This is a genomic window from Paraburkholderia sediminicola (assembly GCF_046026675.1).
Classification (GTDB): Bacteria; Pseudomonadota; Gammaproteobacteria; order Burkholderiales; family Burkholderiaceae; genus Paraburkholderia; species Paraburkholderia sediminicola_F.
In genome coordinates this window covers 3,396,716-3,423,027 of the sequence record NZ_JAQQEY010000001.1, presented here as the reverse complement: position 1 = coordinate 3,423,027, position 26,312 = coordinate 3,396,716, and the positions used below count along the sequence as shown (strand labels likewise).

Annotated in this window: 23 protein-coding genes; 21 read left to right on the top strand and 2 right to left on the bottom strand. The window is 61.7% G+C overall.

Features of this window, described 5'->3' with window-relative positions:
* The first annotated feature begins 286 nt into the window (after positions 1-286).
* The 17 genes from gyrA (at position 287) to cysM (ending at position 19,990) form a co-directional block, all read left to right on the top strand.
* Positions 287-2,923, top strand: coding sequence for a DNA gyrase subunit A (gene gyrA, locus PQQ86_RS14780; RefSeq protein ID WP_459252426.1), 2,637 nt, complete (start codon positions 287-289; stop codon positions 2,921-2,923).
* A 123-nt stretch (positions 2,924-3,046) separates the two neighbouring features.
* Positions 3,047-3,649 (top strand): DUF2059 domain-containing protein, encoded by a 603-nt coding sequence (locus tag PQQ86_RS14775; protein ID WP_007180881.1) that lies wholly within the window; start codon positions 3,047-3,049, stop codon positions 3,647-3,649.
* Between the two features lie 342 nt (positions 3,650-3,991).
* Positions 3,992-5,074 carry a 3-phosphoserine/phosphohydroxythreonine transaminase gene (serC, locus tag PQQ86_RS14770; RefSeq protein WP_408267990.1) on the top strand — a complete coding sequence of 361 codons (1,083 nt, stop codon included), beginning with the start codon at positions 3,992-3,994 and terminating at the stop codon, positions 5,072-5,074.
* 78 nt (positions 5,075-5,152) lie between these two features.
* Positions 5,153-6,235 (top strand): prephenate dehydratase, encoded by a 1,083-nt coding sequence (gene pheA / locus PQQ86_RS14765; protein WP_097393415.1) that lies wholly within the window; start codon positions 5,153-5,155, stop codon positions 6,233-6,235.
* Between the two features lie 81 nt (positions 6,236-6,316).
* Positions 6,317-7,429 (top strand): histidinol-phosphate transaminase, encoded by a 1,113-nt coding sequence (hisC, locus tag PQQ86_RS14760; RefSeq protein ID WP_408267987.1) that lies wholly within the window; start codon positions 6,317-6,319, stop codon positions 7,427-7,429.
* A gap of 50 nt (positions 7,430-7,479) precedes the next feature.
* A complete protein-coding gene (locus PQQ86_RS14755) occupies positions 7,480-8,421 on the top strand; it encodes a prephenate dehydrogenase (RefSeq protein WP_408267984.1) in 942 nt (313 codons plus the stop codon).
* 18 nt (positions 8,422-8,439) lie between these two features.
* Positions 8,440-9,744, top strand: coding sequence for a 3-phosphoshikimate 1-carboxyvinyltransferase (gene aroA / locus PQQ86_RS14750; protein ID WP_408267982.1), 1,305 nt, complete (start codon positions 8,440-8,442; stop codon positions 9,742-9,744).
* A 35-nt stretch (positions 9,745-9,779) separates the two neighbouring features.
* Positions 9,780-10,466: a (d)CMP kinase gene (gene cmk / locus PQQ86_RS14745; protein WP_408267979.1), complete on the top strand. Its 687-nt coding sequence runs from the start codon at positions 9,780-9,782 to the stop codon at positions 10,464-10,466.
* 159 nt (positions 10,467-10,625) lie between these two features.
* Positions 10,626-12,359: a 30S ribosomal protein S1 gene (rpsA, locus tag PQQ86_RS14740; protein WP_028200080.1), complete on the top strand. Its 1,734-nt coding sequence runs from the start codon at positions 10,626-10,628 to the stop codon at positions 12,357-12,359.
* Between the two features lie 100 nt (positions 12,360-12,459).
* Positions 12,460-12,786: an integration host factor subunit beta gene (locus tag PQQ86_RS14735; RefSeq protein ID WP_408267976.1), complete on the top strand. Its 327-nt coding sequence runs from the start codon at positions 12,460-12,462 to the stop codon at positions 12,784-12,786.
* Between the two features lie 359 nt (positions 12,787-13,145).
* Positions 13,146-13,439 carry a LapA family protein gene (locus PQQ86_RS14730; RefSeq protein ID WP_054037219.1) on the top strand — a complete coding sequence of 98 codons (294 nt, stop codon included), beginning with the start codon at positions 13,146-13,148 and terminating at the stop codon, positions 13,437-13,439.
* A gap of 69 nt (positions 13,440-13,508) precedes the next feature.
* Positions 13,509-14,684, top strand: coding sequence for a lipopolysaccharide assembly protein LapB (gene lapB / locus PQQ86_RS14725; protein WP_408267973.1), 1,176 nt, complete (start codon positions 13,509-13,511; stop codon positions 14,682-14,684).
* A gap of 126 nt (positions 14,685-14,810) precedes the next feature.
* Entirely contained in the window at positions 14,811-16,226 is a 1,416-nt protein-coding gene (locus PQQ86_RS14720) for a UDP-glucose dehydrogenase family protein (protein ID WP_408267969.1), read from the top strand.
* Positions 16,180-17,187: a D-glycero-beta-D-manno-heptose-7-phosphate kinase gene (gene rfaE1 / locus PQQ86_RS14715; RefSeq protein ID WP_408267966.1), complete on the top strand. Its 1,008-nt coding sequence runs from the start codon at positions 16,180-16,182 to the stop codon at positions 17,185-17,187. Before PQQ86_RS14720 ends, rfaE1 begins: the two co-directional genes overlap by 47 nt.
* 144 nt (positions 17,188-17,331) lie before the next feature.
* Entirely contained in the window at positions 17,332-18,324 is a 993-nt protein-coding gene (rfaD, locus tag PQQ86_RS14710; protein ID WP_408267963.1) for an ADP-glyceromanno-heptose 6-epimerase, read from the top strand.
* A gap of 77 nt (positions 18,325-18,401) precedes the next feature.
* Positions 18,402-18,800 (top strand): ComEA family DNA-binding protein, encoded by a 399-nt coding sequence (locus PQQ86_RS14705; protein ID WP_408267960.1) that lies wholly within the window; start codon positions 18,402-18,404, stop codon positions 18,798-18,800.
* A 287-nt stretch (positions 18,801-19,087) separates the two neighbouring features.
* Positions 19,088-19,990, top strand: coding sequence for a cysteine synthase CysM (gene cysM, locus PQQ86_RS14700; RefSeq protein WP_408267958.1), 903 nt, complete (start codon positions 19,088-19,090; stop codon positions 19,988-19,990).
* Between the two features lie 162 nt (positions 19,991-20,152).
* On the opposite strand, the gene mltB is transcribed toward cysM, so the two are convergent.
* Positions 20,153-21,340 (bottom strand): lytic murein transglycosylase B, encoded by a 1,188-nt coding sequence (gene mltB / locus PQQ86_RS14695; RefSeq protein ID WP_408267955.1) that lies wholly within the window; start codon positions 21,338-21,340, stop codon positions 20,153-20,155.
* A gap of 242 nt (positions 21,341-21,582) precedes the next feature.
* On the opposite strand from mltB, the gene PQQ86_RS14690 reads away from it, so the two are divergent.
* Together PQQ86_RS14690 and PQQ86_RS14685 are read left to right on the top strand one after the other, a co-directional pair.
* Positions 21,583-22,506 (top strand): histone deacetylase family protein, encoded by a 924-nt coding sequence (locus PQQ86_RS14690; protein ID WP_408267952.1) that lies wholly within the window; start codon positions 21,583-21,585, stop codon positions 22,504-22,506.
* A 63-nt stretch (positions 22,507-22,569) separates the two neighbouring features.
* Complete coding sequence (locus PQQ86_RS14685; RefSeq protein WP_408267950.1) at positions 22,570-23,370, top strand: enoyl-CoA hydratase; 801 nt, start codon at positions 22,570-22,572, stop codon at positions 23,368-23,370.
* Between the two features lie 80 nt (positions 23,371-23,450).
* Here PQQ86_RS14685 and PQQ86_RS14680 read toward each other — a convergent pair whose 3' ends face one another.
* The gene (locus tag PQQ86_RS14680; protein ID WP_408267948.1) at positions 23,451-24,353 is read right to left on the bottom strand and encodes an alpha/beta hydrolase; all 903 of its coding nucleotides are present in this window, start codon (positions 24,351-24,353) and stop codon (positions 23,451-23,453) included.
* 251 nt (positions 24,354-24,604) lie between these two features.
* Between PQQ86_RS14680 and PQQ86_RS14675 the strand changes: the two genes are divergently transcribed.
* Together PQQ86_RS14675 and PQQ86_RS14670 are read left to right on the top strand one after the other, a co-directional pair.
* Positions 24,605-25,639: a methionine ABC transporter ATP-binding protein gene (locus tag PQQ86_RS14675; protein ID WP_408267945.1), complete on the top strand. Its 1,035-nt coding sequence runs from the start codon at positions 24,605-24,607 to the stop codon at positions 25,637-25,639.
* Positions 25,629-26,282: a methionine ABC transporter permease gene (locus tag PQQ86_RS14670; RefSeq protein WP_054037200.1), complete on the top strand. Its 654-nt coding sequence runs from the start codon at positions 25,629-25,631 to the stop codon at positions 26,280-26,282. Before PQQ86_RS14675 ends, PQQ86_RS14670 begins: the two co-directional genes overlap by 11 nt.
* Positions 26,283-26,312 lie beyond the last annotated feature (30 nt).

Below are 26,312 nucleotides of genomic sequence, written 5' to 3'. Positions count from 1 at the left end.
CTCCAATTGTGGTGCATGCGCAACAGAAGCAATCCGCTGTAGGCGCCGCCAGTCATGGCTGAGCGGCGAATTGCCCCACGCACAAATCGAGCCTGCCCCGACTTGATCATGGGGCGTTCAGGCGCCGTTCCCGCTCATCTGCTAATAGGTATACGTACCCCAGTCGGGGGCGGATGCGCGGCATGTTAGAATCGCGTGATGCGTTGCGCCTGCAATGCTTACGCGAAGGCGCGGCGAGGTGAGGTCAGCTTCACGCCGTCGCCTTGGCACGTAAAAGATACGGATAATGGATCAATTCGCCAAAGAGACTCTGCCAATCTCCCTAGAGGAGGAAATGCGCCGTTCGTATCTCGATTACGCGATGAGCGTGATCGTGGGGCGTGCGCTTCCCGATGTTCGCGATGGCCTGAAGCCGGTGCACCGGCGCGTGCTGTACGCGATGCACGAACTGAACAACGACTGGAACCGGGCGTACAAGAAGTCGGCGCGTATTGTCGGCGACGTCATCGGTAAATATCACCCGCACGGCGACACGGCTGTTTACGACACCATCGTCCGGATGGCGCAGAACTTCTCGCTGCGCTACATGCTGGTGGACGGTCAGGGCAACTTCGGTTCGGTCGACGGCGACAACGCCGCGGCAATGCGGTACACCGAAATCCGCATGGCGAAGATCGGCCACGAGCTGCTGGCCGATATCGACAAGGAAACCGTCGACTTCACGCCGAACTACGACGGCAGCGAAAACGAACCGGCCATCCTGCCGGCGCGTATTCCCAATCTGCTGATCAATGGCTCGTCCGGTATTGCGGTCGGCATGGCGACTAACATCCCGCCGCACAACCTCAACGAGGTTGTCGACGCATGTCAGCATCTGCTGAAAAACCCGGAAGCCACGATCGACGAACTGATCGAGATCATCCCGGCGCCTGACTTCCCGACCGCCGGCATCATCTACGGCGTGGCCGGCGTTCGCGACGGCTATCGCACCGGCCGCGGCCGCGTTGTGATGCGCGCGCTCACCCACTTCGAGGAAATCGACCGCGGCCAGCGCATGTCGATCATCGTCGACGAATTGCCGTATCAGGTGAACAAGCGCTCACTTCTTGAGCGCATCGCCGAACTGGTCAACGAGAAGAAGCTCGAAGGCATCTCGGACATTCGCGACGAATCCGATAAGAGCGGCATGCGCGTCGTGATCGAGCTGAAGCGCGGCGAAGTGCCGGAAGTGGTTCTCAACAATCTATATAAAGCCACCCAGCTTCAGGACACCTTCGGCATGAACATGGTCGCGCTGGTCGACGGCCAGCCGAAACTGCTGAACCTGAAGGAAATGCTGGCGTGCTTCCTGTCGCATCGCCGGGAAGTGCTGACGCGGCGCACTGTATACGAACTGCGCAAGGCTCGCGAACGCGGTCACGTGCTCGAAGGTCTGGCCGTCGCGCTCGCCAACATCGACGAGTTCATCGCGATCATCAAGGCCGCACCGACGCCGCCGATCGCCAAGCAGGAATTGATGGCGCGCCCGTGGGATTCGTCTCTGGTACGCGATATGTTGTCGCGTGCCGAGGCGGAAAACGCGTCGGCCGGTGGTCGTGAGGCTTATCGCCCTGACGGTTTGAATCCGTCGTTTGGTATGCAGTCCGACGGCCTCTACCGCTTGTCCGACACCCAGGCTCAGGAAATCTTGCAGATGCGTCTGCAACGCCTGACGGGTCTGGAGCAGGACAAGATCATCGGCGAGTACCGCGAAGTGATGGCGCAAATCGCCGACCTGCTGGACATTCTGGCTCGCCCGGAGCGCATTACGGCGATCATCGTCGAGGAATTGACGTCGATCAAAGCCGAATTCGGCGACGCGCGCCGCTCGAAGATCGAGCTGAACGCAACCGAATTGAACACCGAAGACCTGATCACGCCGCAAGAGATGGTCGTGACCATGTCGCACGCGGGTTATGTGAAATCGCAGCCGCTGTCCGAATACGGTGCGCAGAAGCGGGGTGGTCGCGGCAAACAGGCCACGGCGATGAAAGAAGACGACTGGATCGACACGCTGTTCATCGCGAACACGCACGATCACATTCTGTGCTTCTCGAATCGTGGTCGCGTCTACAGCGTGAAGGTCTACGAAGTGCCGCAAGGTTCGCGGAACTCGCGCGGCCGTCCGATCGTCAATATCTTCCCGCTTCAGGATGGCGAGAAAATTACGGTTGTCTTGCCGGTCAAGGAATTTTCGGCGGACAAATTCGTCTTTATGGGCACCGCGTTAGGAACTGTAAAAAAGACGCCGTTAGAAGCCTTTGGCCGCGTGTTACGCAAGGGTATTATTGCGGTCGGTCTGGATGACGGCGACTACCTGATCGGCGCCGCCATTACAGACGGCCAGCACGACGTGATGCTGTTCTCGGATTCGGGCAAGGCAGTTCGCTTCGACGAGAACGATGTGCGCCCGATGGGCCGCGAGGCGCGTGGCGTACGCGGCATGCAACTCGAAGACGGCCAGAGCGTGATTGCGTTGCTGGTGGCCGGCGACGAGCAGCAGTCGGTATTGACCGCAACCGAAAACGGCTACGGCAAACGCACGCTGATCACCGAGTACACGCGCCACGGGCGCGGCACGAAGGGAATGATCGCGATCCAGACGTCGGAGCGTAACGGCAAGGTCGTCGCCGCCACGCTGGTGGATCAGGAAGCGCAGATCATGCTGATCACCAATACGGGCGTGCTGATTCGTACGCGCGTATCGGAAATCCGCGAAATGGGGCGCGCAACCCAAGGTGTTACACTCATCAGCCTTGACGAAGGGACCAAGCTTTCAGGTCTGCAACAGGTTGCTGAGGCGGAAGCAGATATCGATGTGGAAGGCGACACCGAAGATCCTGCCGAAGGCGACAACGGCGGTGAAGACGGTGGTGCGGCCTGATTCGCGTCGGCAGCTTTCAGTCTCAGTTATTGGTTGAAAGCTGCGCAGGGAACAATGGCGTGTCGGGCCGATACGCATCCCGCGCAGCTTGCAGTTCAAGTTAATTTCTCTTAGGGAGTAATGATGCAAAAACGATTCAAACAACTGATGTTGCTGGCTGCTCTCGTGCCGACCTTCGCTATGGCTCAAGCGCTTCAGAGCCCGGCCCCGGCGGCTCCGGCTGCTGCCGCTGCACCGGTTGATCCGGCCAAGCAGGCTGCAATCAAGGACTTGCTGGACGCAATCGACGCACAGAAGCTCGTCGGCGCGATCGGCAACAGTGCCCAGATGCAAGCCAAGCAGCTGGTTCCGGCTATCCTGTCGGACGCCCTGAGCGAAAACAAGACGATGACGGACAAGCAGAAGCAGGCTTCCGTCCCGACGCTGCAAAAGAACGCAGTGCCGAAGCTGGTTGACGGCGCGGGCCAGGTGTTCGCAACGGACAGCTTCCGCCAGGACGCAATGCAAGCTCAGTACGACGCTTACGCGAAGTACTACAGCACGTCGGAAATCAAAGATCTGACCACGTTCTACAAGAGCCCGACCGGCCGCAAGTTCATCCAGGTGCAAGACCAGGTTGGCCGCGACGTCGTGAATGGCTTGATGCAAAAGTACATGCCGCAATCGATCAAGGCGACGCGCGACCAGGCTGACAAGGAAGTCGCTTCGGTCAAGCCGGCTAAGTAAGTTGGTTAAATGAGTTGGCTAAATAAGCCGGCGAGTTGAACCAAAAGGTCGAAAGGCTGCGCTGACATCGCGCTAGCCGCTGCTCGGCGAGCCATATGGCGTGCTGGGTTTGGCGGGTTGGCGGTGACAATGCGATAATGGCCGTTTGCGCACACGCGCAGGCGGCCATTTTCTTTTTGGGCGCGGAAATGTTGCTAAATGCGTGTTGCGAAATGCATGTCGCCCAACTCGCGTTGTTGAGTTTCGCGTCGCAAACTTTGCAATGGCTGCCTTCGCGGCTGCCAACTTCGCCGATTTTTGCGCGATCTGTTCGTTTTTCGCGCCAGCTTCCAGGATCTCACGATGCGCCTCTTTAATTTCTCCGCCGGCCCAGCTGCCATGCCAGAAGAAGTGCTGCGTCAGGCAGCCGACGAGATGCTCGATTGGCAGGGCAGTGGCATGAGCGTGATGGAAATGAGCCATCGCGGCAAAGAATTCATGTCGATCCACGAAGAAGCGCTCGTCGATCTGCGGGAGTTGCTGGAGGTGCCGGCCAGCCACCGGATTTTGTTCCTGCAAGGCGGCGGCCTGGGCGAAAACGCAATCGTGCCGATGAATCTGATGGGCGCGAAACCGCGCGCGGACTTCGTCGTGACCGGTTCGTGGTCGCAAAAGTCGCTCAAAGAAGCGCAAAAGTACGGCACGGTGCATCTGGCGGCGAGCGGCCAGACGGCCGAGGGCTTCACGCGCGCACCCGCTCGCTCGGAATGGCAGCTGTCGGACGATCCGGCGTACGTGCATCTGTGCACCAACGAAACGATTCACGGCGTCGAGACGTTCGAGATTCCCGATCTCGGCGATATTCCGCTGGTGGCGGACGCCTCGTCGCACATCCTGTCGCGCCCGATGGACATCGCCAAATATGGCGTGCTGTTTGGCGGCGCGCAGAAGAACATTGGCATGGCGGGTGTGACTGTCGTGATCGTGCGCGAAGACATGCTGGACCGCGCGCAGGCGATTTGCCCTTCGGCGTTTGAATGGAAAACCGTCGCCGAAAACAATTCGATGTACAACACGCCGCCCACTTACGCGATCTACATCGCGGGGCTGGTATTCAAGTGGTTGAAGAAGCAGGGCGGCCTTGCCGCGATGGATGCGCGTAACCTCGAGAAATCGAAGCTGTTGTACGACACGATCGATTCGAGCAGCTTCTATCTGAACAAGGTCGAGCGTGGCTCGCGTTCGCGGATGAACGTACCGTTTTTCCTCGCCGACGAGTCGCGCAACGAAGATTTCCTGGCCGGCGCGAAAGCGCGGGGAATGGTGCAGCTAAAGGGCCACAAGTCCGTCGGCGGCATGCGGGCGTCGATTTATAACGCCGTCCCGCTCGAAGGCGTCAAAGCGCTTGTCGAATACATGAAGGAATTCGAACAGCGCAGTGCCTGATCGTCTTCGATATTCAGGCACGCGCATCCTTTCCAGCACGCATTTGTGCAGCAGCTACCGGCAGGGCCGTTTTCACGCATGGACGACGAACTCAATACCCGACTCAAACCCCTTCGCGAACGCATCGACGCGCTCGACGCGCAGCTGATCGCGCTTCTCAATCAGCGTGCCGCAGTGGCGCTCGAAGTGGGCGAGGTGAAGAAGCATTTCAACGCACCGGTGTTCCGCCCCGAGCGCGAGCAGCAGGTGATCGCGCGCTTGCAGGATATGAGCGACGGCCCGCTGGCCAGCGAGCATATCAGCGCGATCTGGCGCGAGATCATGGCCGCGAGCCGCGCGCTCGAAAAGAGTATCAAGGCCGCGTATCTCGGTCCGGTCGGTACGTATAGCGAACAGGCGATGCACGAGTACTTTGGTCAGTCGATCGAAGGGCTGCCGTGCCCGTCGATCGACGAAGTATTTCGCTCGGTCGAAGCAGGCGCCGCCGAATTTGGTGTCGTGCCGGTCGAGAATTCGACCGAGGGCGCGGTGTCGCGCACACTCGATCTGCTGTTGCAAACGCAACTCACGATCGGCGGCGAACTGGCCTTGCCGATTCACCATAATCTCTTGACGTTGAACGGCGGCCTCACTGGTGTGACGCGGGTGTGCGCGCACGCGCAGGCGCTCGCCCAGTGTCAGCGCTGGCTTGCGACCAACGCGCCGCATCTCGAGCGCCAGGCGGTGTCGAGCAATGCCGAAGCCGCGCGCATGGCAGCGGAAGATCCGACGGTTGCAGCCATCGCAGGCGACCGCGCGGCGACCCACTACGGTTTGCAAGTTGCGTACGCCCTGATCCAGGACGATCCGCACAACCGCACGCGTTTTGTGATGATCGGCAAGGAGCGCACCGGCGTCAGCGGGCACGACCAGACGTCATTGATCGTTTCGGTGGCGAACGAGCCGGGCGCCGTGTTCAAGTTGCTGGAGCCCTTGGCGCGCCACAGCGTATCCATGACCCGTTTCGAGTCGCGTCCGGCACGCGTCGGCACGTGGGAGTACTACTTCTATATCGATGTCGAAGGCCATCGGGATGAACCGGCGGTTGCCGCCGCACTCACCGAACTCGGTCAGAAGGCCGCGTTCCTGAAGATACTTGGCTCGTATCCGCGCGCTCGTTGATGTCGGCCGAGGCGCGCGCACGCGGTCTGGGCGCGCCTGTCGCAGGTTCACTTACTACTAATTAGTCGTTCGGAGATTTTCATGACAACGTCCTTCGGTCCTTCCTATGTGCGCGCGATCGCGCCTTACATTGCCGGCAAGCCGATTTCGGAAGTAGCCCGCGAGTTTGGCCTCGACGAAGCGACCATCGTGAAGCTCGCGTCGAACGAAAATCCGCTCGGCATGCCGGAGTCGGCGCAACGCGCCATGGCGCAAGCGGCCAGCGAACTCGGCCGCTATCCGGACGCGAATGCATTCGAACTGAAGGCAGCGCTGAGCGAGCGCTACGGCGTGCCGGCCGACTGGGTCACACTCGGCAACGGCAGCAACGACATTCTCGAAATTGCCGCGCATGCGTTCGTCGAGAAGGGCCAGTCGATCGTCTACGCGCAATACTCGTTCGCGGTCTACGCGCTCGCCACGCAAGGCGTGGGCGCGAATGCGATCGTCGTACCGGCCGTCAAGTACGGCCACGACCTCGATGCGATGCTCGCCGCGATCACGGACGACACCCGCGTGATGTTCGTCGCGAACCCGAACAACCCGACCGGCACGTTTATCGAAGGCGCGAAGCTCGAAGCGTTTCTCGACAAGGTGCCGCGCAACGTGGTGGTCGTGCTCGACGAGGCGTACACGGAATATCTGCCGGAAGAAAAGCGCTACGACTCGATCGCGTGGGTGCGCCGTTATCCGAATCTGCTGGTCTCGCGCACGTTCTCGAAGGCGTTTGGCCTGGCTGGACTGCGTGTCGGCTTCGCAATTGCGCAGCCTGAATTGACCGATCTGCTGAACCGTCTGCGTCAGCCGTTCAACGTGAACACGCTGGCACAAGCCGCGGCGATCGCAGCGCTGAACGACAAGGCGTTTCTGGAAAAGAGCGCGGCCCTGAATGCGCAAGGCTATCGCCTTTTGACCGAAGCGTTCGACAAACTCGGCCTCGAGTATGTGCCGTCGGACGGCAACTTCGTGCTGGTGCGCGTCGGCAATGACGACACAGCCGGCAATCGCGTCAACCTCGCGTTGCTGAAGCAGGGCGTGATCGTTCGTCCGGTCGGCAACTACGGTTTGCCGCAATGGCTGCGCATCACGATTGGCCTGCCGGAAGAAAACGAAGCGTTCCTTGTGGCGCTCGAAAAGACGCTCGCCACCGCGTAAGCGGTTGACCTTGACCCGCGCGCCTCAATCATGAAAGGCGCGCTTTTTCAGTGACCGACGTGGCCGCGTTTTCTTTTAATAAGCTGGTGATTTTCGGTGTCGGCCTGATCGGCGGATCGCTCGCGCGCGCGCTGCGTGAGCGGGGTGAGGCGGCAGGCGCGCGAACCGTGGTGGGTGTCGGACGTTCGTCCGCGTCGACGGCGCGCGCGCTCGAGTTGGGTGTGGTCGATGAAACTGCGGCGTTGGGTGACGACGCAGCGTTGCGTGCGGCGTTGTCCGGTGCCGATTTCGTGCTGCTTGCCGCACCTGTCGCGCAGACTCAGCCGTTGCTCGAACGTATTGCGCCGTTTCTCGACGCAGCCACGATCGTCACCGATGCCGGCAGCACCAAGTCCGACGTGGTGGCTTCCGCGCGCGCGGCGCTCGGCGCACGCATCGGCCAGTTCGTGCCGGGGCATCCGATTGCCGGCCGTGAGGCAAGCGGCCCGGATGCGGCGTTGCCCGATCTGTACGTGAATCGCAATGTCGTGTTGTGTCCGCTGCGGGAGAACGCACCGGAAGCGGTCGAACGCGTTGCAGCGATGTGGCGTGCAACCGGCGCCTGTGTGCGGGAGATGACGCCCGAGCAGCATGACCAGGTGCTCGCATCGGTCAGCCATTTGCCGCACGTTTTGTCTTTCGCGCTGGTCGAGCAGATTCTCAATTCGCCCGACGCCGCGCTGAAATTCTCATTCGCCGCCGGCGGCTTCCGTGACTTCACGCGTATCGCCGCGTCGAGCCCGGAAATGTGGCGTGATGTGTGCGTGGCGAATCGCGCCGCGCTACTCGACGAACTGGATGCCTACACGGCCGTGCTCGCGCGCTTGCGCGCGGCGATCGAAGCCGGCGACGGCGCCGCGCTCGAAGCCGTGTTCGCGCGCTCGCGCGTCGCGCGCAGCGAATGGCAGGAACAGCGCAGTGCGGGGGCCGCCCTCGGCGACGCCTCGAAATAACCGGAACTGGACTCAATCATGGAATTCCTCGATCTCGGACCATTTTCTCGTGCGTCCGGCACGGTTCGTTTGCCCGGCTCGAAAAGCATTTCGAATCGCGTGCTGCTGCTCGCGGCGCTCGCCGAAGGCGAAACGACGATCACGAATCTGCTCGACTCCGACGACACCCGCGTGATGCTCGACGCGCTCGAAAAACTCGGCGTACGTCTGAAGCGCGAAGGCGACACCTGTTTCGTGAGCGGCACACGCGGCGCGTTCACGGCGCGCACGGCCGATCTGTTCCTCGGCAATGCCGGCACGGCGGTGCGTCCTCTGACCGCGGCGCTCGCAGTGAATGGCGGCGACTATCGTGTTCACGGTGTGCCGCGCATGCACGAGCGGCCGATCGGCGATCTGGTCGACGGTTTGCGGCAGATCGGTGCGAAGATCGACTACGAAGAGAATGAAGGCTATCCGCCGCTGCGGATTCGCCCGGCGCAAATCACGGCCGAGACACCGATCCGCGTGCGCGGCGACGTATCGAGCCAGTTCCTGACGTCGCTGCTGATGACATTGCCGCTGTTGCGCACGGAAAGCGGCGTGACGACCGTACAGGTGGACGGTGAGCTGATCTCGAAGCCCTATATCGAGATCACGATCAAGCTGATGGAGCGTTTCGGCATCAAGGTCGAGCGCCATGAATGGCACCAGTTCATCGTGCCGGCGGGGCAGCGCTATCAGTCGCCGGGCACGATCATGGTGGAAGGCGACGCGTCGTCGGCGTCATATTTCCTCGCGGCCGGCGCGCTCGGCGGCGGCCCGTTGCGGGTGGAAGGCGTGGGCCGCTCCAGCATCCAGGGCGACGTAGGTTTCGCCGATGCGCTCATCAAGATGGGCGCGAACCTGCAGATGGGTGACGACTGGATCGAAGTGCGCGGTGTCGGCAACGACAACGGCAAGCTCGACCCGATCGACATGGATTTCAACCTGATTCCGGACGCCGCGATGACGATCGCCGTCGCCGCGCTGTTCGCGGACGGCACGACCACGCTGCGCAACATCGCGAGCTGGCGTGTGAAGGAAACCGACCGGATCGCCGCGATGGCCACCGAGCTGCGCAAGGTTGGCGCGAAGGTGCAGGAAGGCGAGGATTTCCTTGTCGTCACGCCGCCCGAAAAACTGATTCCGAATGCCTCGATCGACACCTACGACGATCACCGTATGGCGATGTGTTTCTCGCTCGTGAGCCTGGGCGGCGTGCCGATCCGGATCAACGATCCGAAGTGCGTCGGCAAGACGTTCCCTGACTATTTCGAGCGCTTTACCGCGCTCGCTCAACCCTGATTCGCTCCTGAATCGACTGACGTGCGACTTTTTCGATGAAACCGATCCGTCCCTTTCACCAAACGCCCGTCATTACGATCGACGGCCCCAGCGCCTCGGGCAAAGGCACCGTGGCCGCGCTGGTTGCCGCGAATCTTGGCTTCCATTTGCTGGATAGCGGCGCGCTGTACCGGCTCGCCGCGCTGGCCAGCATGCGCTACAACATCGTAGCGGATGACGTCGACGCGCTTGTAAAGCTGATCGACGACCTGCACATCACGTTTCGCGAGGGGCTGGCACAGCTCGACGGCGCGGACGTATCCGCGGACATTCGCGCCGAAGAAGTCGGCAGCCGGGCCTCGGCGATTGCCGTGCACGCGCCCGTGCGAACCGCGCTGGTGGCCCGTCAGCGGGCTTTCCGTAAGGAACCGGGGCTGGTCGCCGACGGCCGCGACATGGGCACGGTGATCTTCCAGGACGCCATGCTGAAGGTGTTCATGACCGCCAGCGTCGAGGCCCGTGCGGCGCGCCGGCATAAGCAATTGATCCAAAAAGGATTTTCTGCTAATATGGATGACTTGCTCCGGGATTTGCGTGAGCGCGACGAGCGTGACAGCCAGCGCGCGGCCGCGCCGCTCAAGCCCGCAGCGGATGCAAAGCTGCTTGATACCTCCGCATTGTCGGTCGACCAGGCGGTTGAGCAGGTGGTGCAGTGGTATGAAGCATTGGTCCCCCATGCCTGATGTCCGAGTGGCATCTGAGCAGTGGGCGCAGTAGAAGTAGTGTTGTCAGTAGGTGCTCCGCGAGTGTCGTGGAGCGTGTATTAACCCCTTAACCCCGCGTGGCATTCGCACTCTTGCCGTTGTAGCTGACCGTCCGGCCAGCCGGGCACCGCGAGAACCATGCAAATTTTGATTTTTATGTCCGACCTGCAAACTTCCAACCCGAATACCGAATCTTTTGCGGCTCTGTTCGAAGAGTCGCTGACCAAGCAAGACATGCGCGCTGGCGAGGTGATCTCCGCCGAAGTCGTGCGTGTTGACCACAACTTCGTGGTCGTCAACGCTGGTCTCAAGTCCGAAGCCTACATCCCGCTCGAAGAGTTCCTGAACGACGCGGGCGAGGTAGAAGTGCAGGCGGGCGACTTCGTTTCCGTCGCGATCGACGCGCTGGAAAACGGCTATGGCGACACGATCCTGTCGCGCGACAAGGCGAAGCGCCTGGCTTCGTGGCTGTCGCTGGAAAAGGCTCTCGACAACAACGAACTCGTGACCGGCACGATCACGGGCAAGGTCAAGGGCGGCATGACCGTCATGGTCAACGGCATCCGCGCGTTCCTGCCGGGTTCGCTGGTTGACACGCGTCCGGTCAAGGACACGACCCCGTACGAAGGCAAGACGCTGGAATTCCGCGTCATCAAGCTCGACCGCAAGCGTAACAACGTCGTGCTGTCGCGCCGTGCTGTGATCGAAGCGACCCAAGGCGAAGAGCGCGCAAAGCTGCTCGAAACGCTGAAGGAAGGCGCGATCGTGGAAGGCGTGGTGAAGAACATCACCGACTACGGTGCGTTCGTGGACCTCGGCGGTATCGACGGCCTGCTGCACATCACCGACATCGCATGGCGTCGTGTGCGTCACCCGAGCGAAGTTCTGTCGGTTGGCCAGGAAGTCACCGCGAAGATCCTCAAGTTCGATCAAGAGAAGAACCGCGTTTCGCTGGGTATCAAGCAACTGGGCGACGATCCGTGGGAAGGCATTTCCCGCCGTTACCCGTCGGGCACGCGCCTGTTCGGTAAGGTCACCAACATCACCGACTACGGCGCATTCGTCGAAGTCGAATCGGGCATCGAAGGCTTGGTTCACGTGTCGGAAATGGACTGGACGAACAAGAACGTTGCACCGTCGAAGGTTGTTCAGCTGGGCGACGAAGTCGAAGTCATGGTTCTCGAAATCGACGAAGACCGCCGCCGTATCAGCCTCGGCATGAAGCAATGCAAGCCGAACCCGTGGGACGACTTCAGCCGCAACTTCAAGAAGGGCGACAAGCTGCAAGGCGCAATCAAGTCGATCACCGACTTCGGCGTCTTCATCGGTCTGCCGGGCGGCATCGACGGTCTGGTTCACCTGTCGGACCTGTCGTGGAGCGAAACGGGCGAAGAAGCAGTTCGCAAGTACAAGAAGGGCGACGAAGTGGAAGCGATCGTTCTCGGCATCGACGTCGAGAAGGAACGCATTTCGCTGGGCATCAAGCAGCTCGAAGGCGACCCGTTCAGCAACTTCGTTGCAATGAACGACAAGGGTTCGATCGTCGACGGCGTGGTCAAGACGGTAGACGCGAAGGGTGCAGTGGTTCAGCTGTCGGCGGAAGTCGAAGGCTACCTGCGTGCTTCGGAAATCGCACAAGACCGCGTGGAAGATGCTCGCAACGTGCTGAAGGAAGGCGACAAGGTCAACGCGATGATCATCAACATCGATCGCAAGTCGCGTGGTATCAACTTGTCGGTCAAGGCCAAGGATTCGGCTGAGCAACAGGAAGCGATCCGCGGCCTGGCTTCGTCGGATTCGAGCTCGGCTGCTACCGGCACGACGAACCTCGGCGCGCTGCTGAAGGCCAAGCTCGACGGTCAGAACCAGTAATTGAGGAACGCCCCCAAACCTGTCGCCTTGCGGCAGGTCCCCCGCGAGGGGGCAACAACATGGGGGCGGCCCGGCGTTTTCTTGCGAGGTCTGCTGCAGTATGACCAAATCGGAATTGGTCGCCCAGCTGGCTACGCGATTTCCGCAGCTTGTACTTAAAGATGCGGATTTCGCGGTGAAGACGATGCTTGATGCGATGTCGGAGGCGCTTGCCAGCGGTCATCGCATTGAAATTCGCGGCTTCGGCAGCTTCGGCCTTAATCGTCGTCCCTCCCGCGTCGGGCGTAACCCGAAGTCGGGCGAGAAGGTGCTGGTACCTGAGAAGTATGTACCGCATTTCAAGCCGGGCAAGGAATTGCGCGAGCGGGTAGATCGACGTTCGGGCGAGCCGTTGAAGGCCGACGAGCCGGATGACGACGACCTGTAAATGCTTCGCTGTGCGGTTCGCAGCATGGCATTGGTAGCGTCAGCGGCCAAAGCCAGACGGCAAAAGACCAGAAAAAGCGCCTTCGGGCGCTTTTTTTTCGTCCGCATCTTTTGTCCGCCTTTTGACAGTTTTTCGTCCGCTTTTTCGTCACTTACGCGCGGCACATCCCCCGATCGAACACACCTGCCGACGCATCCTCTTGCGGCAAGGTAAACCCCGCGTAAGTCCTCTATTAGCCAGTTCCTGCCCAGCCGCGAGGGCATCCATTACAATACGGGTCACTTCGGCGCGGGCAACACCGTGGCGCGACGCGTCATCAAGCCGGCGTCACCCCGCAACTGCCGTCAAGAGACCTATTCATGAAATTTATCGTCTGGCTGATCCGTGTGCTGGTGTTCGTGCTCCTGCTGGTGCTCGCACTCTCCAATACACAAACTGCTACGCTGAATTTCCTCGCGGGTTACGCGTGGTCGGCGCCTTTGATTCTGATCGGCCTCGCGTTCTTCGTGGTGGGGCTGCTGGCCGGGTTGGTGTCGTCCATGCCGGGCATGGTGCGCCTGCGCATGGAGAATGGCCGGCTCAAGCGCGAGTTGCGTGTGGCGCGCGAAGCCCCGGTGGTGGTCGAACAACCGCCCATGCCGCCGCTGATCTAAGTTGTCTTCTGCCGTGCTTCTAAAGCGCGGCTTTCCGCTTCGGCTTTCCCGGACATTTGCATTAATCGCATGGATCTAGACTTCTGGTGGCTGCTTGTCATACCCGTCGCTTTTGCGTTCGGCTGGATGGCCGCGCGCTACGACCTCAAGACGCTGCTGTCCGAAAGCGCCAACCTGCCGCGCTCGTACTTCCGTGGCTTGAATTTCCTGCTCAATGAGCAGCCTGACCAGGCGATCGACGCGTTTATCGAAGTCGTCAAACTCGACCCGGAAACGGTCGAGCTGCACTTCGCGCTGGGTAACCTGTTTCGCCGCCGCGGCGAGACGGATCGCGCGATTCGCGTGCATCAGAACCTGCTGAGCCGCACCGATCTGCCCGTCACCGAGCGCGATCACGCGCTGTACGAACTGGGTCAGGACTTTCTGAAGGCCGGTTTGCTCGATCGCGCCGAGGAAACCTTTCGCTCGCTCGAAACCGGCAATTACGCGTTGGGCGCGCAGCGTGCGCTGCTCACCATCTACCAGATCGAGAAAGACTGGGTTAAGTCGATCGATATCGCGCGCCATCTGGAAACAATGGGCGCCGAGTCGCTCGACAAGGAAATCGCGCAGTTTCATTGCGAGCTCGCGCAGGAAGCGCTTCAGCAGAAAAATGCAGATGAGGCGCGCCGTCAGCTTGGTTTTGCATTGAAGGCGAACCCAACGAACGTACGCGCCACGATCCTGTTCGGCGACGTGGACGCGACGGCCGGTTCGCAAGAGGCCGCGGTCGTCCAATGGCGGCGCGTCGAGGAACAGAATCCGGCCTATTTGCCGCTCGTCGCTGAAAAGCTGATGAAGGCCTATGAGGCGCTCGGCCGTCCGCAGGATGGCGCCGATCTGCTCATCACGTGGGTGGATCGCTATCCGTCGAACGATCTGCTCGACGTGACCTATCAGCACATTGCGGCGGTGCGCGGGCCCGACGCCGCTCACGCGCTGGCACGCTCGCAGATGCAGAAGTCGCCGAATCTGGCGGGCATGACGCGTCTCCTGGAAGCGCAGGAAGCCGTCGCGGAAGAGCCGCGGAAGAGCGAGCTCGAACTGATGCGTACGCTGATTCGCCAGCGCACCAAAAATCTGCCACGGTATACGTGCCAGAATTGTGGTTTCAGGGCACGGCTGTTCTACTGGCAGTGCCCGGGTTGCAGCGGTTGGGAAACCTATGCGCCGCGTCGCGTCGAACCGATCACGGCGTCGAACTGATAGCGAATGGAATTGCATAGCCGCGCCGCAACGACGGCGGCCCGTGAGGCGAATTAGGCCGGACGGGATCATGACGGCCTTGTTCACTACGAGAAACCCTCACCGGAACCCTCTACCGGAAAGCGTATGAAAATCACCATTATCGGCACGGGCTATGTTGGCCTCGTCACCGGCGCGTGCCTCGCCGAAATCGGCCATGACGTCTTCTGTCTCGACGTTGATCCGCGCAAGATCGAAATCCTCAACAACGGCGGCGTGCCGATCCACGAGCCGGGCTTGCTGGAGATCATCGCCCGTACGCGTGCGGCGCGCCGCATCACGTTTTCGACGGATATCGAAGCGAGCGTGGCGCACGGCGAGGTGCAGTTCATCGCTGTCGGCACGCCGCCCGACGAAGACGGCTCGGCCGATCTGCAATACGTGCTCGAAGCGGCGCGCAATATCGGCCGCACGATGAACGGCTTCAAGGTGATCGTCGACAAGTCGACGGTGCCGGTTGGTACCGCGCAACGCGTGCGTGCGGTGGTCGAAGAGGAACTGGCCAAGCGCGGGCTTGCCAATAGCGAACAGCACCGCTTCTCGGTGGTGTCGAACCCTGAGTTTCTGAAGGAAGGTGCGGCGGTCGACGACTTCATGCGTCCCGATCGCATCGTGCTCGGCAGCGATGAAGACGAAGCCGGCCTGCGCGCGCGTGAGCTGATGAAGCGCCTGTACGCGCCGTTCAACCGCAATCACGAGCGCACGCTGTACATGGATGTGCGCTCGGCTGAGTTCACGAAATACGCTGCCAATGCGATGCTCGCCACGCGCATCTCGTTCATGAACGAGATGTCGAATCTGGCGGACCGGGTCGGCGCGGATATCGAAGCAGTGCGTCGCGGCATCGGCTCGGACCCGCGTATCGGTTATCACTTCCTGTACGCCGGCGCCGGCTACGGCGGTTCATGCTTCCCGAAGGACGTGCAGGCGCTGATCCGCGCCGCCAGCGAAAGCGGCCACAATCTGCGCATCCTCGAAGCGGTCGAGGAAGTGAATGACAGGCAGAAAGACGTGCTGGTGCACAAGATCACGAGCAAGCTCGGTGAAGATCTGAGCGGCCGTACGTTCGCCGTGTGGGGTCTCGCGTTCAAGCCGAATACCGACGACATGCGCGAGGCGCCGAGCCGTCGCGTGATCGCTGAATTGCTGACGCGTGGCGCTCAGGTTCGCGCGTACGATCCGGTCGCGGTGGCCGAAGCGCGCCGCGTGTTCGCGATCGATCTGCACGATGCACCGGACCAGCTCGCGCGTCTCACGTTCACGAGTACCCAGGACGAAACGCTCACCGGCGCCGACGCGCTGGTGGTCGTCACCGAATGGAAGGAGTTCAAGAGCCCGGATTTCGTGCACCTGAAATCGGTGCTGAAGTCACCGCTGATTTTCGACGGCCGCAATCTGTACGAGCCGGACGCGATGACCGAACTCGGCATCGACTATCACTCGATCGGACGACCTTATGCCAAGCCCTCTGAACTTCCGGCCGATGTCTCCAGCAATGCCTGAGGCCGCTCAGTCCACACCCACGTCCGCACTGACCGTGGTGCCGCGTGAACGCCTTGGCGCGGCGCGCGTGCTAGTGGTCGGCGACGTGATGCTCGATCGCTACTGGTTCGGCGACGTGAACCGTATTTCGCCGGAAGCGCCGGTGCCGGTCGTGCATGTGCAGCGCCAGGAAGACCGTCTCGGCGGTGCCGCGAACGTGGCGCGCAATGCGGTGGCGCTCGGCGCGCAAGCGGGTTTGCTGTGCGTGGTCGGCCATGACGAGCCCGGCGAGCGCATCGTGCAACTGCTCGCCGAAAGCGGGGTGGCGCCGCATCTGGAACGCGATCCGGATTTGCTCACCACCATCAAGCTGCGCGTGCTGTCGCGTCAGCAACAGTTGCTGCGCGTCGACTTCGAAAACTCGCCCGCGCACGAGGTGCTGCTCGCGGGGCTCGCGCGTTTCGACGACCTGCTGCCGTCGCACGACGTGATCCTGATGTCCGATTACGCGAAGGGCGGTCTCACGCACGTCACGCAGATGATCACCAAGGCGCATGCGGCGGGTAAGCCGGTATTGGTCGATCCGAAGGGTGACGACTGGGAGCGCTATCGCGGCGCCACGCTGATCACGCCGAATCGCGCCGAGTTGCGCGAGGTGGTCGGACAGTGGAAATCCGAAGAGGATCTGATCGCGCGCGTAACCAAACTGCGTGCCGATCTCGAGTTCAAGGCGCTGCTGCTGACGCGTTCAGAAGAGGGCATGACGCTCTTCGCCGACGACGGCATCCTGCACACTTCGGCTGTCGCACGCGAAGTGTATGATGTATCGGGCGCGGGCGACACCGTGATCGCCACGCTCGCCGCCATGCTCGGCGCGGGTCTTACGCTGGTCGAGGCGGTTGGACTCGCGAATCGCGCGGCCGGCATCGTGGTCGGCAAACTCGGCACCGCTACCGTCACCTACGACGAACTTTTTCATTGATGCAGCCCACCGGGTTTCCTGCCTTGCGCTTCAGTTTCAGCGGCGCAAAAGAGGGACCCGCGAGGCGTCAACTGAGCTGTCGATCGGAGTTGGTGCAAAGCACTTACTCCGATCCCATGCAAAGCCCATTACCGCAGGATCATCATGACCCTCATCGTCACCGGCGCGGCCGGCTTTATCGGCAGCAATCTCGTGAAGGCGCTCAACGAGCGCGGTGAACAACGCATCGTCGCGGTCGATAACCTCACGCGCGCGGACAAGTTCAAGAATCTCGTCGATTGCGAAATCGACGACTATCTCGACAAGACCGAATTCGTCGAGCGCTTCAGGCGTGGCGACTTCGGCAAAGTGCGCGCGATTTTCCACGAAGGCGCCTGCTCGGACACGATGGAAACCGACGGCCGCTACATGATGGACAACAACTTCCGCTACAGCCGTGAAGTGCTCGATGTCTGTCTCGCGCAGAACATTCAGTTTCTGTATGCGTCCTCGGCGGCCACGTATGGCGGCTCCAGCCGCTTCGTTGAAGAGCGCGAAGTCGAGCAGCCGCTGAACGTGTACGGCTACTCGAAATTCCTGTTCGACCAGGTAATTCGCCGCGTGCTGCCCACCTCGAAGAGCCAGATTGCCGGCTTCCGTTATTTCAACGTGTACGGGCCGCGCGAGACGCACAAGGCGCGCATGGCGTCGGTGGCGTTTCACAACTTCAACCAGTTTCGCGCCGAGGGCAAGGTCAAGCTGTTCGGCGAATACAACGGCTATGCCGCCGGCGAACAGACGCGCGATTTCGTCTCCGTCGAAGACGTGGTGAAGGTCAACCTGTTCTTCTTCGACAATCCGGACAAGTCGGGCATCTTCAACCTGGGCAGTGGCCGCGCGCAGCCGTTCAACGACATCGCGAGCACGGTGGTCAACACATTGCGTGCGTTGAACAACGAGCCGCCCTTGTCGCTCGCGGATCAGGTGCAGCGCGGGTTGATCGAATACATTCCGTTCCCCGATGCATTACGCGGCAAATACCAATGCTTCACGCAGGCCGACCAGACCAGGTTGCGTGCTGCCGGTTATGACGCGCCGTTCCTGAGCGTACAGGAAGGTGTCGATCGCTACGTACGTTGGCTATTCGGCCAGGTGTAAATCTTTCGGATACCTCTTTAAACTGGAATCTCCCGGTTGGTGATGGTCGCCAACCGGTTGTACGAGGGAGATTCCATATGTTTCGAAAAATTCTGGTTACCGCGGCCATGCTCGCCGCTTTCGGCCACGCGTATGCGGCGGTCGACGTCAACACGGCTAACGAGGATGCGCTGCGCGGCATCAAGGGCATCGGTCCTGCCAAGGCGAAAGCCATTCTCGAAGAGCGTTCAGCGCATGGTCCTTTCAAGGACCCGGCCGATCTCGGCAAGCGCGTCAAAGGCATGGGCGGGCATACCGTCGAGCGCCTGCAGGCGGAGGGTCTCGCTGTCGGTCCGGCTGGCGCGGCTGCTAACCCGCAGGCTGCGGCGTCTGCACAGAGCAAAGGTGCGGCCGCTGCGAGCAATGGCGCCAACGCGGCCAACTCGACTAGCGCGGCGGCAACCCCAAAGAACGCCACTGTGGCGGTGAAGAAATAGCCTGACGCGAGCCGTGCGCGCGAGGCTGGTCACTTCCGTGCGCATGGTCCCGCGCCTGGTCTGTTACCGTCGTTCCCCTTCATGGTCGGAGTGGGTAAGAACACTCCTTCAGCTGTCATGCAGATGACTGGCTCCCGCGGTTCTCAGCCGCGGGCTTTTTGCGTTGCGTGCGCCCGTCGGTCGGCACCTGCATCCATGCGGCTAGAAGGGCCGCACGGCAGCCGTGCGCACGGTGGTTTAGAATCGATGGATTGAAGACTCCGCGCATCGACAGCACCAGAACCCATATGGCTTACAAAACGATTGAAGACACGATCGGCAATACGCCGCTCGTGCAACTCGTCCGGCTCCCTGACGACGAGATCCGCAGCCGCAATAACGTGATCCTTGCGAAGCTCGAGGGCAACAATCCCGCGGGCTCGGTGAAGGACCGTCCGGCGTTGTCGATGATCAAGAAAGCGGAAGCACGCGGGCGTATCAAGCCGGGTGACACGCTGATCGAATCGACCAGCGGCAACACCGGCATCGCCTTGGCCATGGCTGCGGCGATCCGCGGCTACAAGATGGTGCTGATCATGCCGGAAGACCTGTCGGTGGAGCGCCGTCAGAGCATGGCGGCCTATGGCGCGCAGATCGTGCTGACGCCGGTGACGGGTGGCATGGAGTACGCGCGCGATCTGGCTGAACAGATGCAGCGCGAAGGCAAGGGCATCATCCTCGATCAGTTCGCGAACCCGGACAATCCGGCAGCGCACGTCGAAGGCACCGGTCCGGAAATCTGGCACGACACCGAAGGGCGCATCACGCACTTCGTCTCGTCGATGGGCACGACCGGCACGATCATGGGCGTGTCCAGCTATCTGAAGGAACAGAATCAGGCGATCGAGATCATCGGCGCGCAACCGGAAGAGGGTTCGCGCATTCCGGGCATTCGCAAATGGCCGGAAGCCTATCTGCCGAAGATTTTCGATCGTAGCCGCGTGGACCGCGTCGAGAACGTGAGCCAGGCCGCAGCCGAAGCGATGGCGCGGCGCATGGCCTCGGTCGAAGGGATCTTCGCCGGCATCTCGTCGGGCGGGGCCTGTGAGGTGGCGTTGCGCGTCGCGCGCCAGGTCGAGAACGCGACGATTGTGTTTATCGTCTGCGATCGGGGTGACCGGTATCTGTCTACGGGTGTGTTCCCGGCTTGATTGCGCCGCGGCGCATTGAGTAGCCCTCAAAACGAGTTGGCCAATGCGGGTTGGTCAATGAAAAGCGCCGGTTTAACCGGCGCTTTTTTGTGTCGCTTGCTACCCGTTCGTGATGCGGTGAGTGTCTGGCAACCGGGTGCCTGACAACCGCCGCCGCTCAGCTCATTGCGAGGCCGCGACCGGCGGCGCAGCATTGCTGCTGGCATTCGCCGCGTCGCTTGTTTCCATCTGAGCCTTGACCCGCTGCCCCAATTGATAAACTGCGAGCGCGTAGAAGAAGCTGCGGTTATAGCGCGTGAGCACATAGAAGTTCTTCAGGCCCAGCATGTACTCGGTGCCACGTCCCGGCGACGGCAGATCCACCACCGTCACAGGCGTGCCGGCTTCCGAGGCGATATCGACACCCGGCTCGTTCAGCAGCAGTCCGGCACGGAGCAATTGATCCAGCGGCCAATGCGGCTCCGGCTTACCGTCGGCGGCCGCTTGCGCCACGCCCAGGCTGCCGGCGTCCGTGCCGATCTTCCACACCACCGGCCGGCCGTTTTCCCAGCCGTTCTGGCGCAGATAATTTGCCACGCTGCCGATCGCATCCGCCTGGCTTGTGCGCAGATCGATCTGCTTGTTACCGTCATAGCTCACCGCGTATTGCACGATACTGCTCGGCAGAAACTGCGGAATGCCGATCGCGCCGGTGTAGGAGCCGAGCACGGTGGTCGGATCGATTTGCGAATCGCGTGTCCAGACCAGGTAATCTTCAAGATTCTTGCGAAAGGTCGCCTGGCGATCCGCGCGATTGGCGGTGTTCGGATAGTCGAAACTGAGCGTGGTCAGCGCGTCGAGCACGCGGAAGTTGCCCATGAAGCGCCCGTAAATCGTCTCCACGCCGATGATGCCGACGATCACTTCCGGCGGCACGCCAAATTCTTCGTAGGCGCGTTGCAGCGTGGCTTGATTGGCGCGCCAGAAGCGCACGCCGGCGTTAATGCGCACCTGGTCGAGAAAGCGCGACTGATACACGCGCCAGTTCTTGATCGACGGGGAGGGCGACGGGGTGACGAGCTTGACCGCGGTGGCCGAATAGCTCACGCGAGCGAACAACGCATGCAACGCGGCTTCGTCGAAGTCATAGCGCGCGGACAAGTCGCTGATGAACGCGTCGACATTCGGGTTATTCGCGTAGCGCTGCGGAATGATCTCTTCTTCGAAGGTTTGCCCTTGCGGCACGGCCGGTTGCGGTTGGCTTTGCGCGAGCAGAACCGGCGGCTTTTTCGCGGCGCTTTGCGCTATTGCCGGATTGGTTGCCATGAACATGCACGATGCGACGGACAGTGCGGCGGTTGCGGTCTTCATGCGTAGCCGGTTTCGTGCAGACAGAGCAAGCTTGACGGTCATAGTGAGCTAGGGGCGCAGTGCGAAAGAGACAGGGGGAAACGGACAGGGCAGTATACCCGACGCTTTCTGCAAAACTGTGCCCAGCGCGTCACAGTCGCATGGTGTGGTAACTTGGCAAATGTTGGCGCGCCCAGTGTGCGCGCCCATGGACGGAGACACGCCGCGCGCGCCTTGAAAGCGCCGCGCCGCAGACGAGAATCATGGCAACAGGCTTCTATTCCCACGCCGATTGTTTGCTGCACGATATGGGGCAATGGCATCCCGAATGCCCGGCACGCCTGCAGGCAATCGAAGATCAACTCATCGCGAGCCGCATCGACTCGCTGATCGAGCGCGAGTCGCCGCCGCTCGCCGATGACGCCGCGCTGCTACGCGTGCACACGCAAGCCCACGTCGATTACGTCCGCAGCTGTTCGCCGGTGGAGGGTCTCGCCGAAATCGATCCCGACACGTCGATGAACCCATACACGTTGCAGGCCGCGTTGCGCGCAGCCGGCGCCGCGGTGGCCGCGACCGACGCCGTGATCGAAGGCCGCTACGACAACGCGTTCTGCAGCGTGCGCCCGCCCGGCCACCATGCGGAGCCGGCGCGTGCAATGGGCTTCTGCTTCTTCAACAACGTCGCGATCGCCGCGCGTCACGCGCTTGAAGTGCATGGCATGCAGCGCGTGGCGATCATCGATTTCGACGTCCATCACGGTAACGGCACCGAAGCAGCCTTTTCGGGCGATTCGCGCGTGCTGATGTGCAGCATCTTCCAGCATCCGTTCTATCCGTTCTCCGGCGCCGACAATCAGGCGCCCAACATGTGCAATGTGCCGATGCCGGCGCGCTCGAAAGGCATGGCGGTGCGCGAGGCGGTCGACATGATGTGGCTGCCGCGCCTGCATGAATTCAAGCCGGAGATGATCTTCATCTCGGCTGGCTTCGATGCCCATCGCGAGGACGATCTCGGCAACATGGGTCTCGTCGAAGACGACTACGCATGGATAACCGATCAGATGCGCGAGATCGCGAAGCGCTATGCGCAGGGACGGATCGTCAGTTGTCTCGAGGGCGGGTACAACCTGTCGGCGTTGGGGCGCAGCGTGGTGGCGCATGTGCGCTCGCTGGCCGGGATCTGAGTTGTCACGCGACCAAAGCTGCCCGAACGTCGCGAAATGCACGAATTCAACGAGGAGCGAGCCATGAATGCCGAGGTGCGCGGTGCGTCGCTGGTCGAAATCGAACACGACGCCTACGGCGTGCCGGGCGTCGTCCGTTTGACGATGAACCGGCCCGATGCCTTCAATGCGCTCTCCGAGGCTCTGCTCGACGCGTTGCAGTCGGCGCTGACGGCGCTGGCGGAGTCCAACGCGCGGGTGGTGGTGATCGCCGGCGCGGGCCGCGCGTTCTGCGCGGGACACGATCTGAAGGAAATGCGCGCGGCGCCGTCGCTCGCTTACTACCAGGCGTTGTTCGCGCGCTGCACGAAACTGATGTTGACGATCCAGCGCTTGCCGCAACCGGTGATCGCGCGCGTGCACGGCATCGCCACGGCGGCCGGCTGTCAACTGGTCGCGATGTGCGATCTGGCAGTCGCTGCCGATACCGCGTGCTTTGCCGTCTCGGGTGTCAACCTGGGTCTTTTCTGCGCGACGCCTTCGGTGCCGCTGTCGCGCAATCTCTCGCGCAAGGCGGCGCTCGAAATGCTGCTCACCGGCGATTTCATCGACGCTCTCCAGGCGAAGCAGCAGGGACTCGTGAATCGCATTGCGCCGGCGGACGCGCTCGATGCCGAGGTCGCGCGGCTCGCGAAAAGCATCTGCGCGAAACCCGTCGAAGCGGTGAGCGCCGGCAAGGGCCTGTTTTATCGCCAGCTCGAAATGGGGATCGAAGCGGCGTACCAGTTAGCCGGCCAGACCATGGCCTGCAACATGATGGACGACTCCGCGCTCGAAGGCGTGCAGGCCTTCATCGACAAACGACAACCCGACTGGAAGAGTTAGCCGGGCCGTTGCTGGCTGCGGGCCAGATTTAGTACTCCTCGTGCGTGCTTAAGCCCGAACTTCTGCTGTCTGTGCGGCGCTCAGGCTTTGGGCAGCCGTTTCTCGATCCAGTCGATCAGCGCGCCGATCACCCGATCCCGGTCGAGATCGTTCATCGTTTCGTGATAGCTGTCTTCGTGCATCGTCAGCGTCTTGTCGGGGGATCCTGCGTGCGCGCCGAAATCGCGGCTGCCTTCGGGCTCGGTGAGTTTGTCGGCGGTGCCGTGATACACCAGTAGCGGTACGCGCAGGCCCGCACGGCCGCGTTCGATGCGCGCCATCGCCAGCAACAGCTCCGCACCTGTACGCGCGGGAATCGCGCCGTGATGAACCAGCGGATCATTGCGATTGGCGTTCACCACGGGCTGAAGGCGCGACAACAAAGCCGCGTCGATTTTCATCGCCGGGAAGGTCGGCCAGATGCGGCTGATCACCTGGCTCACCTTGAGCATCCAGCGCGGTACATCGCGGCCTGGCGCGAGCGCGGGGCTCGACAGGATCAGACCGCTCAGCCGACGCCCGCTTGCTTCAAGCCTCTCGATCGCGTAAAGCGCAGCAACTGCGCCGCCCATGCTGTGACCCATCAGGAACAGCGGTGCACAACTGGTTGCCGCTTCATCGAGCAAGGCCTGGGCGTCGAGCAGATAGTCGTCGAACCGGTTGACCCACACGCGTTTGCCCGGCGCATGCCCATGTCCGCGCAAATCGATAGCGACGAGTTCGATGCCGGCCGAGTTCAGCCGATCCGCCAGTGCCGCGTAACGCCCGGCGTGCTCCGCGAGGCCGTGCACCAGCGCGACCGTGCCGCGCAGCGGTGTCGTGGCGGGCCAGCGATACAGCGGCAGTTCCATGCCGTCGCTCGTTGTGATCGTCGAGCGCAGCGCGGCACCGCCTTTCGGTGCGCCCGCAGGGGGACGCACATTGCCGGATCGGGTTGTTTCCATGGCTGCCGTTTATCCTGGACGTGTCCTGATTTCGATTCGCCCGATCATAGTCGCAGCGGGCGCCCACGCGCGAGCATCTGGTGCCAGGCATGCCTCTAATGCTCTGTGGTTATGAAAAGATCGAAATTGATTATTAAAGGGAATGACGGCGCTGCGGTAGAATTGCGGCCTCAAATCCCAATAAAAGCAACGGCGGCCGCTTGTCGGGAGCGCACAACGCTCGTTGGCAAACTCCGCCGTTTCGTTTTTCCATGATCGAAATACGCAATATCTCTCAGCGGTTCGCCGGACCCCGGGGCTGGGTCGAAGCGCTGCACAACGTCAATCTGTCGATTCCGGCGGGTGAGGTGTTCGGCATCATCGGCCGCAGCGGAGCGGGCAAGAGTACGCTCGTACGCACCATCAATCTGCTGACGCGCCCGAGCGAAGGCAATATCGTCGTCAACGGCCGTGATCTGACGACGCTGCCCGCCGCGCAGTTGCGCGAGGCGCGTCGCGAAATCGGCATGATCTTCCAGCACTTCAACCTGCTGTCGTCGCGCACGGTGTACGAGAACGTGGCGTTGCCGCTCGAACTCGCCGGCATGAAGCGCGATGAGATCGAGGCGAACGTGCTGCCGCTGCTCGAACTGGTCGGCCTGTCGGCGCAGAAGGATCGTTATCCGGCGCAGATCAGCGGCGGGCAGAAGCAGCGTGTGGGCATCGCGCGTGCGTTGGCGAGCAAGCCGAAGGTGCTGCTCTCCGACGAAGCGACTTCCGCGCTCGATCCCGAAACCACGCGCTCGATCCTTGATCTGCTCAAGCGTATCAATCGCGAACTCAACCTGACGATCGTGCTGATCACGCACCAGATGGACGTGATCAAGCAGGTCTGCGACCGCGTCGCGGTGCTGGACGCCGGCCGCGTGGTCGAAGAGGGCAAGGTCATCGACGTGTTCCTGCAACCGCATCATGAAGTGACGCGCGCGCTGATCGGCGACGTGATCGCGCAGGAACTGCCGCCCGCGATGAAGGCGCGCGTGGCCGAACGCCTGAAGACCGGCAGCGGCCACTTGTTGCGCCTGGCGTTCACTGGTTCGGGTGTCGATCAGCCGATCCTGTCGGAAACGATTCGCCGCTACGAACTCGACTTCAACATCCTGCATGGCCAGATCGACGAGATTCAGGGGCAGGCGTTCGGCTCACTCGCGGTGCTCGCGGGTGGCGAACCGACGAAGGTCGCACAGGCGCTGACCTATCTGCGCGAACAAGGTGTGGTGGTCGAGGAGCTGTCGTATGTTGAGTGAAATGTTCGATATGTTCGTCCAGTCGTTCTGGGAAACACTCGTGATGGTGGGCATCTCCGGACTGGTCGGCGCAGCGGTCGGTCTGCCGCTCGGCGTGCTGCTGTATCTGACGGACCGTCAGGGCGTGCTGCAGAACATTGCCGTGAATCGTGTGATGGGTGTGATCGTCAACGCGGTGCGTTCCACGCCGTTCATCATCTTGCTGGTCGCTGTGATTCCGTTCACGCGTCTCGTGGTGGGTTCGTCGATCGGTACGGCTGCGGCCGTAGTGCCGCTGACGATCGCCGCGGCGCCGTTCATTGCGCGTCTGGTCGAAACCGCGCTGCGCGAAGTCGACCGCGGCCTGATCGAAGCGGCGCAGGCGATGGGCGCGACCACCAGTCAGATCGTCTTCAAGGTGCTGTTGCCGGAGTCGCTGCCGGGCGTGGTCGCCGGTTTGACGATCACGTTTGTCTCGCTGGTCGGCTATTCGGCGATGGCCGGTGCGATCGGCGGCGGCGGGCTTGGCGATCTGGGCATTCGTTACGGGTATCAGCGTTTTCTGCCGGAAGTGATGGTGACGGTCGTGGTGATTTTGATCGTCTTCGTGCAACTGGTGCAGTCGTTCGGGGATTGGCTCGTGCGTCGTTTGAGCCATAAGTAAACAACAGAATCGATAGATTCGGAAAAGGTC